Annotated in this window: 13 protein-coding genes; 8 read left to right on the plus strand and 5 right to left on the minus strand. The window is 62.9% G+C overall.

From position 1 onward, the window contains the following. Positions 1-13 precede the first annotated feature (13 nt). The 6 genes from ACU4IU_RS16475 (at position 14) to ACU4IU_RS16500 (ending at position 6,268) form a co-directional block, all read left to right on the plus strand. Entirely contained in the window at positions 14-874 is an 861-nt protein-coding gene (locus ACU4IU_RS16475; RefSeq protein WP_139908276.1) for a pseudouridine synthase, read from the plus strand. Beyond that, positions 871-2,019 carry a prephenate dehydrogenase gene (locus ACU4IU_RS16480; protein ID WP_181271741.1) on the plus strand — a complete coding sequence of 383 codons (1,149 nt, stop codon included), beginning with the start codon at positions 871-873 and terminating at the stop codon, positions 2,017-2,019. The genes ACU4IU_RS16475 and ACU4IU_RS16480 overlap by 4 nt, the downstream gene beginning before the upstream one ends. Next, positions 2,016-2,675, plus strand: coding sequence for a (d)CMP kinase (cmk, locus tag ACU4IU_RS16485; protein WP_172170085.1), 660 nt, complete (start codon positions 2,016-2,018; stop codon positions 2,673-2,675). The genes ACU4IU_RS16480 and cmk overlap by 4 nt, the downstream gene beginning before the upstream one ends. After that, the gene (gene der / locus ACU4IU_RS16490) at positions 2,672-4,183 is read left to right on the plus strand and encodes a ribosome biogenesis GTPase Der (protein ID WP_139469735.1); all 1,512 of its coding nucleotides are present in this window, start codon (positions 2,672-2,674) and stop codon (positions 4,181-4,183) included. Before cmk ends, der begins: the two co-directional genes overlap by 4 nt. Then, positions 4,184-5,494 carry an AI-2E family transporter gene (locus ACU4IU_RS16495; protein WP_446657349.1) on the plus strand — a complete coding sequence of 437 codons (1,311 nt, stop codon included), beginning with the start codon at positions 4,184-4,186 and terminating at the stop codon, positions 5,492-5,494. Between the two features lie 147 nt (positions 5,495-5,641). Next, complete coding sequence (locus ACU4IU_RS16500; protein ID WP_139469736.1) at positions 5,642-6,268, plus strand: L-threonylcarbamoyladenylate synthase; 627 nt, start codon at positions 5,642-5,644, stop codon at positions 6,266-6,268. 159 nt (positions 6,269-6,427) lie between these two features. Here ACU4IU_RS16500 and ACU4IU_RS16505 read toward each other — a convergent pair whose 3' ends face one another. From ACU4IU_RS16505 to ACU4IU_RS16525, 5 genes are all read right to left on the minus strand, one after another. Further along, entirely contained in the window at positions 6,428-7,132 is a 705-nt protein-coding gene (locus tag ACU4IU_RS16505; protein ID WP_434590008.1) for an ABC transporter ATP-binding protein, read from the minus strand. After that, on the minus strand, positions 7,132-7,905 hold the full coding sequence (locus tag ACU4IU_RS16510; RefSeq protein ID WP_446657350.1) for an ABC transporter ATP-binding protein: 774 nt from the start codon (positions 7,903-7,905) through the stop codon (positions 7,132-7,134). Before ACU4IU_RS16510 ends, ACU4IU_RS16505 begins: the two co-directional genes overlap by 1 nt. Next, positions 7,902-9,008 (minus strand): branched-chain amino acid ABC transporter permease, encoded by a 1,107-nt coding sequence (locus tag ACU4IU_RS16515; protein ID WP_446657351.1) that lies wholly within the window; start codon positions 9,006-9,008, stop codon positions 7,902-7,904. The genes ACU4IU_RS16510 and ACU4IU_RS16515 overlap by 4 nt, the downstream gene beginning before the upstream one ends. A gap of 5 nt (positions 9,009-9,013) precedes the next feature. Continuing rightward, on the minus strand, positions 9,014-9,880 hold the full coding sequence (locus ACU4IU_RS16520) for a branched-chain amino acid ABC transporter permease (RefSeq protein ID WP_139469740.1): 867 nt from the start codon (positions 9,878-9,880) through the stop codon (positions 9,014-9,016). A gap of 85 nt (positions 9,881-9,965) precedes the next feature. After that, on the minus strand, positions 9,966-11,114 hold the full coding sequence (locus ACU4IU_RS16525) for an ABC transporter substrate-binding protein (RefSeq protein ID WP_446657352.1): 1,149 nt from the start codon (positions 11,112-11,114) through the stop codon (positions 9,966-9,968). 512 nt (positions 11,115-11,626) lie between these two features. On the opposite strand from ACU4IU_RS16525, the gene ACU4IU_RS16530 reads away from it, so the two are divergent. Then, positions 11,627-12,370 (plus strand): SDR family oxidoreductase, encoded by a 744-nt coding sequence (locus ACU4IU_RS16530; protein ID WP_259358864.1) that lies wholly within the window; start codon positions 11,627-11,629, stop codon positions 12,368-12,370. 51 nt (positions 12,371-12,421) lie between these two features. Then, positions 12,422-13,621: an acetyl-CoA C-acyltransferase gene (locus tag ACU4IU_RS16535; RefSeq protein ID WP_139469743.1), complete on the plus strand. Its 1,200-nt coding sequence runs from the start codon at positions 12,422-12,424 to the stop codon at positions 13,619-13,621. Positions 13,622-13,655: the final 34 nt, after the last annotated feature.

Genomic DNA, 13,655 nt, shown 5'->3' on the forward strand with positions numbered 1-13,655 from the left:
AGAGAATGGATGTATGAGTCCCTACCGTGATCACCGCGCCCCCGGCGGGCGCCAGAACCGACCCAGCCGAAAACAGCGCGCAGCGACGGCGAATCAGGCCTCCAACAAGGGCGGTTCGGGAGCCGGTCAGACATCAGACGCCCACGTCAGCGGGGGTGTGCGGCTGCAGAAGGTGCTCGCCGAGGCGGGACTGGGATCACGCCGTGCCTGTGAGCAGCTCATCGCCGATGGCCGCGTCGAGGTCGACGGGTCCATCGTCACCGAACTGGGCACCCGGATCGACCCCGAAACACAGTCCGTGTACGTGGACACAGTGAGAATTTCGACACAGACCAAGAAGGTCTACCTCGTGCTCAACAAGCCAGCGGGAGTCGTGTCGACCATGAGCGACCCCGAGGGCCGACCCTGCCTGGCCGACTATGTGCGCAACAACAATGAGCGCCTCTTCCACGTCGGCCGTCTCGACACCGAGACCGAGGGCATCATCCTGCTCACCAACGACGGGGAGCTGAGCAACCGCCTGGCCCACCCGCGCTACGAGATCCCGAAGACCTACCTCGCGAAGGTCAAGGGACAGCTGGCGAAGGATGCCGGTGCCATCCTCAAGGCCGGAATCGACCTCGAAGACGGGTTCGTCAAGGTCGACGACTTCAAGCTCGTCGATTCGACTCCGGGCAAGTCCGTCGTCGAACTCACCCTCCATTCCGGCCGCAACCGCATCGTGCGCCGCCTCCTCGCCGAGATCGGCCACCCGGTGGAGCGGCTCGTGCGGCTGAAGTTCGGACCGATCGTCCTCGACGAGCAGAAGCAGGGCAAGATCCGCCCGCTGCGCTCCGATGAGGTAGGTGCACTGTTCGAGGCCGTCGGTCTGTGAGAGTCCACATCATCGGCACCGGCCTGCTCGGTGCCAGCCTGGGGTTGGCGCTGAGCGCGAAGGGCCATCAGGTGACCCTCGAAGACACTTCACCGACCGCGCAGCAGCTCGCCGCGGATCTCGGCGCCGGTCAGGTCGTCAATCCTCCCGAAGACCTCGCCGAGGCGGCCGACCCGACCGTCGCCGCCGACGCGGCATCGCCTGCCGCGCTCCCGGACATCGTCGTCGTGGCCACCCCGCCCGACGTCGCCGCACGGGTCATCGCCTCGGCGCTCGAGGACTACCCGAACGCTACGGTCACCGACGTCGCCAGCGTGAAGACCCGCCTCCTCGAGGCGGTGCGCGAATTGGTCACGGAACCTCAGCTCGATCGCTATATCGGCTGCCATCCGATGGCCGGACGCGAGAAGTCCGGGGCGATCGCAGCCCAGTCGGATCTGTTCACGGCCCGGCCCTGGGTGATCTGCTCGGATGAGCAGACCCCGGCCGACCGCCTCGGCGAGGTCATCGCCATGGCCGAGGACACCGGTGCTTCGGTGCTCCACCTGGATCCGCGCATCCACGATGCCGCGGTCGCGAAGGTCTCGCATGTGCCGCAGATCGTGTCCTCCCTCGTCGCCTCTCAGCTGCGGCATGCGCCTCTGGAGGAGATCTCGCTGGCCGGGCAGGGACTTCGCGACGTCACGCGCATCGCCGCCTCGGACCCGGGTCTGTGGACGCAGATCCTGACCGGAAACGCCGAGGAGGTCCGTTCCGTGCTCATCGATCTGCGCACCGAGCTCGACGAGGTCATCGGCGCACTCGAACTCGGACCCGGGTCGACGGGGCTGCTCGCCAAGGCGATCGCTTTGGGCAACGAGGGACACGACCGGATTCCCGGCAAGCACGGACAGCCGCCGACCACCTATGCTGTTGTCACGATCCTGGTTCCGGATACGCCCGGAATGCTGGCCCGGCTGTTCAAGGACATCGGCGACCTCGGCGTCAATGTCGAGGACTTCCGGATGGATCACGCCTCCGGTCGGAAACTGGGCATGGTCGACGTGTCCGTGGTCCCGGCCATCCAGCAGGAGCTGGAGATCGGATTGCTGTCGAAGGGATGGCAGATCCCCGAGTCCGCCATCGAGAAAGAAGGAACTGCATGAGCGTCGTAGCCATTGACGGACCGTCCGGAGTGGGCAAGTCGAGCACCGCCAAGGAGGTGGCGCGGCGACTGGGGTACCAGTACCTGGACACCGGTGCGATGTACCGGGCGATGGCGTGGCTGTGCCTCAACCGCGGAGTCACCGACCCCGTCGACGTGCTCGAGCAGGTGCGCGGAGCGGATCTGGAGATCTCGCTCAGCCCCGACGAATTCTTCGTCTCCGTCGACGACATCGACGTCACCGAGGACATCCGCGGTGAGGACGTCTCGGCGAACGTGCAGACGGTCTCCGGTGTCATCGACGCCCGCGAGGAGCTCATCGAGATGCAGCGAGCCTATATCGCCGCCGCACCCGAGGGCATCGTCGTCGAGGGCCGGGACATCACCACAGTGGTGGCCCCCGATGCCGATGTGCGCATCCTCATGACCGCCCGCGATGAGGTCCGCGTGGCCCGCCGGGCCAAGGAAGTGCACGGCAATGCCGACGCCGAGGCGATCGCCGCCACCCAAGACCTCGTCACGGGCCGTGACGCCAAGGACTCCGCCACGACGAGCTTCTTAGAGGCCGCCGACGGAGTGTTCACACTCGATACCAGTGACATCGACTTCGACCAGGTGGTCGAGACGGTGCTGCAGCTGGTGAAGGACTCACAATGAGCGAATCCGAATTCCACGAGACACCCGACGAAGACCTCGTCGATCGTGTCGAGAGCATCAGCGACGAGGAGGCCGAGCAGCGGGCGACCGCGCTCGAGGCCGGACTCGAAAGCTATGAGCTCGAAGACGAGGACCGTGCGCTGCTGCGCGCCTACGGCTTCGATGACGACGACGATGAAACGCTCGGTGCCGCACCGGTGCTGGCCGTCGTCGGTCGCCCCAACGTCGGCAAGTCGACTCTGGTCAACCGCATCCTCGGCCGCCGCGAAGCCGTCGTCGAGGACGTTCCGGGCGTCACCCGTGACCGCGTGAGCTACCGGGCGGAATGGAACACGAAGGAATTCACCCTCGTCGACACCGGCGGTTGGGACCAGGACTCCAAGGGCATGGCCTCGCGCATCGCGATCCAGTCCGAGGTCGCCGTGGACATGGCCGATGCCGTGCTCCTCGTCGTCGATGCCACGACCGGCCCGACCTCGACCGATGAGATGGTCGTGAAGATGCTGCGCCGGAAGAAGAAGCCGGTCCTCCTCGCCGCGAACAAGGTCGACGACGAGCGCGGCGAGCTCATGGCCGCCGAACTCTGGGGCCTGGGCCTCGGCCAGCCGTGGACCGTCTCGGCTCTGCACGGTCGGGGAGTCGCCGACCTGCTCGACGAAGTGCTCACGATCCTGCCGGAGGTCTCGGCCGTCGACACCCGCGTCGAGGAGGGCGGACCGCGTCGTGTGGCCCTCGTCGGCCGTCCGAACGTCGGCAAGTCGTCCCTGCTCAACCAGCTCATCGGTTCCGACCGGGTGCTCGTCGACAATGTCGCGGGCACCACTCGTGACCCGGTTGACGAGCTCATCGAGCTCGGCGGTAAGCAGTGGCGCTTCGTCGACACTGCCGGTATCCGCCGTCGCGCTCATCAGGCCAGCGGTGCCGACTTCTATGCAGCGCTGCGCACGCAGACCGCGCTCGAACGCGCCGAGGTGGCTCTCGTCCTCATGGAGGTCCAGGATCCCCTGAGCGAGCAGGACGTCCGCATCGTCACGACCGCCGTCGAGGCGGGACGTGCCGTGGTGCTGGCGTTCAACAAGTGGGATCTGCTCGATGACGAACGTCGCTTCTATCTGGAGCGGGAGATCGAACGGGATCTCGGCCATGTGGCATGGGCACCGCGCGTGAACATCTCGGCGAAGACCGGCCGCCATGCGGAGAAGCTCGTACCGGCGATGGAGACCGCTCTCGAAGGCTGGGACACCCGTATTCCGACGGGACGACTCAATGCGTTCCTCGGTGAGCTGGTCGCGGCCAACCCGCACCCGGTGCGCGGCGGTAAGCAGCCGCGCATCCTCTTCGGCACTCAGGCGCAGTCGCGTCCGCCGAAGTTCGTGCTCTTCACCACCGGCTTCCTCGATCCCGGTTACCGCCGGTTCATCATCCGTCGCCTGCGTGAGACCTTCGGCTTCAAGGGCACTCCCATCGAGGTGTCGATGCGCATTCGCGAAAAGCGTCGGGGACGCTGAATGAACGAGGACGAGCGGGCGCAGGCGTCGGGCGCCGCTGACGGTGCGGTCGGATCAGCCGGCGATGCCGCGCGCCCGGCCGAGCCTGCACCGTCCTCAACACCGTTAGCCGGTTCGACGTCCGGGCACACGGGCCCTGTGGCGGACTCGGAGTCTTTACACGCTGACTCTGCGTCAGGGAAGGTCGGATACGCCGCCTCCGACGCAGCGGGCGAGGCACGGCCCTGGCATGCGCGGCCGCCGGCACGGGCGCTGATGATCGCGGTGACGCTGGCGGGCCTGGCGTACGCGCTGATGTTCTTCCGCGGACTCCAGGACATCGTGGCTCCGGTGTTCCTCGCGCTCAACTTCTATATCGTCGTCTACCCGGTGCAGAGGCTGCTCACTCGGATCAAGGTGCCGCGGGCGATCGGGGCGTGCATCTCGGTCGTGCTCGTGCTGTGCATGATCTTCGCTTTCTTCGGCCTCACGGCATGGTCCGTCGCCGAGCTCGTCATCCTCATCCCCAGCTACAGCAATGAACTCGTGGCCACCTACCAGAGCACTCTGGCGCTGCTGTCGGACATCGGGGTGACATCCTCGGTGATCCAGCAGCAGCTCTCGGCTTTCGACGTCCGCTCCGTCCTCGACGCCGTCTATCCGCTGCTGACGAACCTGTCGTCGGTTGCGGGCCTGCTGACCACGGTGATCATGGCGGTGTTCTTCGTGGCGATGGACTCGATGGGCATCGACAAGCGGATGGCGATGCTGCTCGATGTGAAGCCCTCGCTGTCGGCGTCGATCGGCGACTTCGCCAGTGGCGTCCGCCGCTACTGGGTGGTCGCCACGGTCTTCGGCCTCATCGTCGCATTCCTCGATGTCATCGCCTTGGCGATCATCGACGTCCCGCTCATCTGGGTGTGGGGAGTGCTCGCATTCCTGACGAACTACATCCCGAACATCGGCTTCGTCATCGGCCTCGTCCCACCGGCCCTGCTGGCACTGGTCGACAGCGGCTGGCAGTCGGCTCTGTGGGTGGTCATCGCCTACAGTGTGCTCAACTTCGTCATCCAGGCGATCATCCAGCCGAAGTTCACAGGTGAGTCGGTGGGGGTGACCCCGCTGATCTCCTTCCTGTCACTGCTGTTCTGGGTGTGGATCCTCGGCTGGCTCGGCGCTCTGCTCGCACTGCCGGCGACACTGCTCATCAAGGCTCTGCTGGTCGACGCGGATCCCAGAGCCAGGTGGGTGAATATCCTTCTCGCCTCCGATCCGCGCACCGGCCGAGCCGAATTGGTCAAGGGCCTGAAGAAGCCAGTGACGGCGGACTGATCAATACCTCTTGCTCGGTCTGGGAATCTGACGGACCGGCCCGACGCCGCCGAAAGGTTTCGGCTCGAAGAGCCCACCGTTTTCGCATTGCCGGGCACTTGTCCGTCAACCCCTCGCACTGTGGCGGCAGAGTGGTTAGCATGAAGTATGGCGACACTACTGAATATCCATCCGGAGAACCCGCAGGACCGACTGATCGAGAAGGCCGCTGAGTCACTCAGGAACGGTGGCCTGATCGCCTATCCGACTGATTCCTGTTATGCCCTCGGCTGCGCATTGGACAACAAAGAAGGCATCGAACGGATCACCCGCATCCGGCATCTCGGTTCGAAGCACCATTTCACGCTGATGTGCCATGACTTCGCTCAGCTGGGTCAGTTCGTCATCGTCGACAATTCCGATTTCCGAGCCATCAAATCGATGACGCCGGGGCCGTACACGTTCATCATGAAGGCGACGAAGGAAGTCCCGCGCCGGATGATGCACCCGAAGAAGCATTCGGTCGGCGCTCGGATTCCGCAGAACGTCACGGCCCTCGCCCTCGTCGAGGCGATGGGGGAGCCGATCCTGTCCTCGACGCTGCTGCTGCCCGGCGATGAGGATCCGCTGACTCACGCCGAGGATGTCATGGACCAGCTCGGCAATGACCTCGATATCGTCGTCGAGTCCGGTGTCCCCGGAGTCGTGCCGACCTCGGTCATCGATTTCACCGGACGGTACCCCGAGGTGGCTCGCGTCGGAGCCGGGGACGTCTCCCGGTTCCAGGATGAGTGAGACGGCCGGGCACGCCCAACCGAATTGAATGAGTGTGACTGACCGTTCTGGACGTTCGGAACGATCAACTCAGCGAATTCTCGCCGAGGTGGCCGGGCCGCCTCGGCGAGATGATCGTTCTGAACTGTCGCCCTCTTGAACGGATGATTCTCTTATTCGTCAGAGGCCGAGGTAAGCCGCCTGCACCTCAGGGTTGTCGAGCAGCCGGGAGGCATCATCAGCGAGGACGATCCTCCCCTCAGCAAGGACGTATCCTCTGTGGGCGATCGCCAGCGATGCCTTCGCGTTCTGCTCGCTGAGCAGGACGCCGATGCCGTTTCGATTGATCTGGGCGACTGACTCGAGCACCTGCTCGACGACGATGGGAGCCAGGCCCATCGACGGCTCATCCAGGATCAGCAGGCTCGGGTCGGACATCAATGCTCGTCCGATTGCGACCATCTGCTGCTGTCCGCCGGACAGGGAGCCTGCCGGCTGCTTCGCCTTCTCTTTGAGGACCGGAAACATATCGAGGACCTCAGCGTAGACCTCTTCTGTTCGCGATCTGTTCCGGTGAGGATAGGACCCCAGACGCAGGTTCTTCTCCACCGACATCTTGCCGAACAGGTGGCGACCTTCCGGGCAGTGCGCGATACCGGCTTTGACGACGGCATTCGGGCGAGCTCGTTGCAGCTGACGACCCTCATAGGTGATCGACCCGGCACGGACACGCATCAGTCCGCTGATGGTTCTGAAGAGTGTCGTCTTGCCTGACCCGTTCGCTCCGAGGACAACGGTGAGCTCTCCTGGGTTCGCCGTGATACTCACCCCGTGGAGAACGTTCGTGGCGTCGTACCCGGTGCTGACATTGTCGAGCGTGAGCATCAGTTCTCCTCCTGTGCTGTCGAACCGAGATAGGCACGGATGACATCCGGATTCGATTGGATCTCCGCCGGTGCGCCGAGCGCCAGCTTCTGCCCGTGGTCGAGGACGAGGATCGTGTCCGCGAGGCCCATGATCATCGTCATCTTGTGTTCGACGAGGAGGACGGAAACGCCTCGCTGTGGCAACGACCGAATGAGGTTGCCGAAATCGACAGTCTCCTCTTCGGGGATGCCGCCGGCGGGTTCGTCGAGCAGCAGCAGCTCGGGCTCAGTGGCCAGTGCCATGGCCACTGCGGTGCGCTTCTGCACCTCCTGCGGAACATTGGACGCCAGATCGTGCCGATATTCTGCGACCCCGCAGAACTCAAGAGCTTCCATCGCCTTGTCCTCGTTGATGCTTGATTCACGACGATGGCGAGGCGTGTGGAAGACCGCGTCGAAGACGTTGGACTTCGAACGGACGATTCGACCGGCCAAGACGTTTTCCAACAGAGTGCTGTCATCGAACAGGTTCGTTGTCTGGAATGTGCGGGCAATGCCGCCGGCCACAGTCCGGTGTGGGGAGGAATGAGTGATGTCCTCACCCTTGAAGCTGATGGTCCCGGCTGTGGGGCGATAGAAACCATGGACCAGGTTGAACAGCGTTGACTTGCCTGCTCCATTGGGACCGATGACTGCGGTGATCTGACCTGCCTCGACGTCCAGACTGACGTCCTTGACCGCGTCGAGCCCGCCGAAGCGCTTACCGAGGTCTCGTATTTCAAGCATTGTCATTTCGTCTCCTCGGGAGAGGGGGTGCCTCCGGTCCGGCCGGCACCCGATTCGGTCCCGTCGGCGACGTTGCGTGCGCGGTGGTCGCCTGTTCCGCCGGAGGTCGAAGCACCTGTCGAATCGAGATCGTCGTCGGCACCACGGGCTTCTTCCACCCTGCGTCGTCGATTGCGTCTGTCGACGAAGCCGCCGAGGTATCCGACGATTCCCCGCGGCGCGAAGATCACGAGGGCGACGATGATGGGACCAAGCACGATGAATCGATAGGCCTGGAAGTCCTGGAAGAGTTCGAACAGGAATGTCACGATCATGCTTCCGAGCAGAGGACCCGCGACAGTGCCCATACCTCCGACGAGAATGAACATGAGGAATTCGAAGGTCTTGTCGATCGATGCCGCGTCGGGTCCGATGAAACCGACCACTGTTGCGTAGAGGCCGCCGCCGACTCCGCCGAAGACAGCCGAGGCGGCGAAGGCGAGCTGTTTGCTGAAGCCGACGCGCACTCCGATCGCATCCGCCAGGTCTTCGCTCGTCCTGATGGTCAGCAGTGTGCGGCCTACGCTTGAACGCCTGATCGCATAGGTCGTGTAGACACAGATGAGCAGGATTGCGAACACCAGGTAGAACATCGCGACCGGAGATTCGAAGTCGATGAGCCCTCCGCCTTCGGGGAATTTCACATTGTTGACCCCGGAATGGGCATGAGTCACGGGCTCCCAGCGGCTGATGACGAGGAAGATGATGAAGCCGATGGCCATTGTGAAGATGGCGAAGTACTCATCCTTGGTCCGCAGGGCGATCAGCCCGCAGAGGTAGCCGATGACCGCAGTCCCGATGACTGACACGACGAAGGCTGCCCAGAAGCTCCAGTCGTAATCGGTGGTGAGCAGCCCGACTCCATAGGCGCCGATTCCGAAGAACCCGCCTTGAGCCAGGTTCAGCTGTCCCGTGAAGCCGAGGATGATGTTGAGGCCGTAGACAGCGATCGCTGCACACATGCCCACGGTGATCACTCGCATCGCGTAGTTCTCCTGTGCAAACGCCAGGGGCGTCAGACCGAGCAGAATGATGACGGCGATGGTGCCGACGATTCGAGGATTCTTCATCGAGCTCATCGCTGCACCGCCTTTGTGAACAGTCCGTTCGGCTTGATGGCCAGCACAGCGACGAGAACGATGAACGCCACGGCCTCTCCGACGGCTGAGGAGATGTAGGTCGCCGTCATCGTCTCTGCGATAGCGAGTGCGAAACCGCCGACGATGGCGCCGGGAAGCGACCCCAGACCACCGAGGATGATAATGGCGAACACCTTGAGATTGAGTGCGTCGCCCATCGTCGGGGACAGGAGATTGATCGGTGCGACGAGGCCCGCCGCGATGGTGGCCAGGAGGGCGGACAGCCCCAGTGTCAGCATTGAAACCATTGACGGGTTGATGCCGACCAGCGATGCACCGACGCGGTCCTGTTCGATCGCTTCGATCGTCTGGCCATGGATAGACCGCTTGATGAACAGCGCCAACAGCGCCAAGACGATCACAGCGGTGACGATGATGACGATTCGCTGCGCAGAGATCTCGGCGCCGAGAATGCGGAGTTCGCCAGTGATCGGTGTGTCCATGCGGCGGAAGTCAGCGCCCCAGATCGCTTGGGCCAGTGCTTGGAAGAAGAACATCGCACCGACGGCCGCGATCATGTGGTGAGTGTGTGGGGAGTTGCGCAGGGGGTGGAAGACGAGGCGCTCGAGACCGACTCCGACAATGAAGAGCATGATCGCAGCGATGCCGATTGCGGCGATATAGGGAACGCCGACGGTTGTCAGGAAGAAGTAGGTGATGTAGGCGCCGAGCATATACAGCGCACCGTGAGCCAGGTTGGGAATGCGCAGCACTCCGAATACCAATGTCAGCCCGATCGCAGCGAGACAGTAGACACCGCCCAGCGCGAGGCCGTTGAAGAGTTGTTGGATAAAGAGGGTCATGATTGTTGGGTCCTCTGCAGGCATGAGTGCGGCCCGGGTGAGGCGCACCGATGCGCCTCACCTTCAGAACGGCCGTTGACGGAGATTACTTGTCGTCGGATACCTGTTCGATCGGCACCTTGGTGTATTTGCCGTCTTCATTGAGGAAGGTTGCTTCCAGATTCGGGTTGAGGAGGTGGCCCTGTTCTGTGATCTCGTCGGGGAAGCCATTGACCTTGTACTTGTCATCGACCTCAGGCAGTGCCTCGCTGATGGCTTCGCGAATCTTCTCGGGGTCGTCGGTTGTCCCCGCAGTCTCCATCGCCTTCGCGATGATCGCAATTCCCTGGTAGTTCAGTGCCGTTTCACTGGTCGGGACCTTCTTCTCTCCGGCCTTCTCAGCAAATTTCTTCAGGAAGTCCTCGGTACCGGGATCCTCGTATTCGGAGACTGGCAGGACGCCGACCGAATTCTTGAGATTGTCGAGCTTCGTCACCGTGGCCATTTCATCCAGTTTCGCCTGGTCCATGACGAGGAAGCTGCCCTTGAAGCCCTGCTTTCGAGCTTCTTCCATGATCAGCGCTGTCGGTTGGGAAGGTCCGCCGACGAAGATGGCGTCAGGCTTCTCTGACAGGGCTTTCGAGACGGGGCCCGCAAAGTCGGACACGGTGGCGTAGTCGACGCTGTTGTCGCCGCCGATCTTCCCGCCGGCTTCACTCCAGGCATCCTTGATCGACTTGGTCCACTGTTGTCCGTACTCACTCTGAGTACCTAGCAGAGCGAGCTTCTTGCCTCCGTGCTCCATGGCAGTTTCGGAGAATTCCTCGGCATAGGACTCGAAGTTCGGAGGAATCATCATCGTCAGAGGGTTGTCGGCCTGCACGATCGCCGGGTCAGAGGTGTAGGCGGAGATGAGGAAGTTCGACCTGCCGCTGTTGATCTGCTGAATCGCCTTGATCGCTCCGGCGTTCGGGGAGACGACCACCGGGGCCTTGTCCTGATCGGCCAATCGTTGAGCATTGCTTGCCGCGGTGGATGGTGCGTATTTGTCGTCGAGGGACTTCAGCTCCAGTGTCACGGGATTGCCGTCGACCTCTACACCGTCTGCGTTGAGGTCGTCGATGGCCATTTCGAGACCGATCTTCACGTTCTCGCCGTACGCGGCGCCTCCTCCGCTGAGCGGTCCGGTGTAGCCGATGACAACCGTGTCACCCTCACCCGAGCCACCACCTCCTCCGCAGGCTGTGGCAGTCAATGCGATTGCTCCCAAAACTGCGGCTGCCGAGAGTCTGCGGCGGCGACTTCGCGAGACAGAGTTCATCTTTTCTCCTTTGAAAAGCTCCTGGAGCGGGCTCGCTCCACACGTTGCCCGAGCCGTCGTCAGTGACGGTGCTCGGAGTCGTCGGCAATCCGTAATGGACTTCGACTGATGTGAACACTTCCAAATCACTCTGGTGAAGTCAATGGTTTTGAGCTAGATTTTTGAACGTTCGATAATCTGCCGGGCGAGCCGGGCAGGGAGAACAAAAGGCGAGGTCGGGGTGCTTGCGAGCGGAGCTTCGCAGAACGGCGTCGAGGTTTTGAGTCGCTGGACCCGGCTATATGTCTGAAAGGTGAGCAAACAATCGTTCAGTGACGGAATTGGTCTACAGTGGCCTTAGCTGCATGGGAGAGCTGTGTCACATCGGTTCCGGTGCAGACGCGAACCGCAGTCGAACACTCGGTTCCCCACGGCAATGACGCAACATCATCTTTAGGAGCTTGTTCATGACTCGTACAGCAATCGTCACAGGTGGAGGCCGCGGCATCGGAGCCGCCATCGCCAAGCGACTCGGAGCCGACGGACTCAAGGTCGCCGTTCTTGATATGGGCCCCACCGATGAGACCGTTGCCGCCATCAAGGAAGCCGGCGGCGAAGCGCTCGGCCTCGAAGCCGATGTCTCTGACGAAGACTCGGTCAACGCTGCGGTCAAGCAGGTCGCCGAGACCCTCGGCGCGCCGACCGTTCTGGTCAACAACGCAGGGATCCTGCGTGACAACCTCCTGTTCAAAATGACTCACGAGGAGTTCAACAAGGTTCTCTCCGTCCACCTCGGGGGAGCGTTCCTCATGGCTCGGGCCGTGCAGTCGTACATGGTCGAAGAGAAGTTCGGCCGCATCATCTCGATGTCCTCCACCTCGGCTCAGGGCAACCGCGGACAGACGAACTACTCCGCTGCCAAGGCCGGCATCCAGGGAATCACGAAGACCTGGGCGATCGAGCTCGGCAAGTTCGGCATCACCGCGAACGCCATCGCTCCCGGCTTCATCGAAACCGATATGACCAAGGCCACCGCCGAGCGCGTAGGTATGGGCTTCGAGGAGTTCGTCGAAGCTTCGGTCAAGCAGATCCCCGTGGCACGATCGGGCAAGCCCGAGGACATCGCCCACACGGCATCGTTCCTCGCCTCCGAGGGTGCCGGATTCGTCTCCGGTCAGGTCATCTACGTCGCCGGCGGTCCGAAGGACTGATCGCCACCGTCCTCACGACGAGTTCACGAACATCTTCGAAAGGTGAGACCCATGAGAGAAGCAGTGATTGTGTCGACGGCTCGCACGCCGATCGGCAAGGCCTACCGTGGTGCCTTCAACGACACCCAGGCTCAGGAGTTGGCCGGCCATGCGATCAAGCATGCTGTGGAGCGCGCCGGTCTGGAAGGCGGTGAGGTCGAGGACGTCGTCTTCGGTGCCGCTCTGCAGCAGGGCAGCCAAGGGACGAATGTCGCTCGGCAGGCGGCACTGCGAGCCGGTCTTCCTGTGACGGTTCCGGGCATGTCGATCGACCGGCAGTGCGCTTCCGGGCTGATGGGCATTACGACCGCGGCGAAGCAGGTCCTCTTCGACGGCCAGGAGATCGCCGTCGGCGGTGGCGTGGAGTCGGTGTCGCTGGTCCAGAATGACAAGATGAACACGTTCCGGGCCAAGGATCCGTGGCTCGTGGAGCGCATCCCGGGCATCTACTACCCGATGCTGGCCACGGCCGAGGTGGTTGCCGAACGCTACGGTGTCAGCCGTGAGGCTCAGGACGAGTACTCCCTGTCTTCGCAGCAGCGTACCGCCGCTGCTCAGGAGGCCGGACGGTTCGATGACGAGATCGTGCCTCTGCCGACGACGAAGGTCGTCGTCGACAAGGAGACGAAGGAGACCTCGCGTCAGGATGTGCTCCTCGAAGCCGACGAGGGCAACCGCCCATCGACGACGATCGAAAGCCTCGCCGGACTCAATCCGGTTCTCGAGCCCGGTGTGGCGTCGAAAGTTCCGAGCATCACTGCCGGCAATGCCTCTCAGCTCTCTGATGGGGCCTCTGCTTCGGTGGTCATGTCGAGCGATGAAGCCAGCCGACGCGGACTTGAACCGTTGGGCATCTATCGCGGCATGGCCGTGGCCGGCTGTGAGCCGGACGAAATGGGCATCGGACCGGTGTTCGCTATTCCGAAGCTGCTGAAGACCCATGGCTTGTCGATCGATGACATCGGACTCTGGGAACTCAACGAGGCCTTCGCCGTACAGGCGCTGTACTGCCGTGACCGCCTCGGCATCGACCCGGAGAAGTACAACGTCGACGGCGGCGGCATCTCCGTCGGACATCCCTATGGAATGACCGGTGCCCGTCTCGTCGGTCACGCTCTCATCGAGGGACGTCGCCGCGGAGTGAAGTACGTCGTCGTCACGATGTGCATCGGCGGCGGGCAGGGCGCTGCCGCACTGTTCGAAGTCTGCTGAGGGTTTCAGTCAGCCGTTCAGCCGGAACAGTGGA

The sequence above is a fragment of the Brevibacterium sp. CSND-B09 genome, from assembly GCF_052906525.1.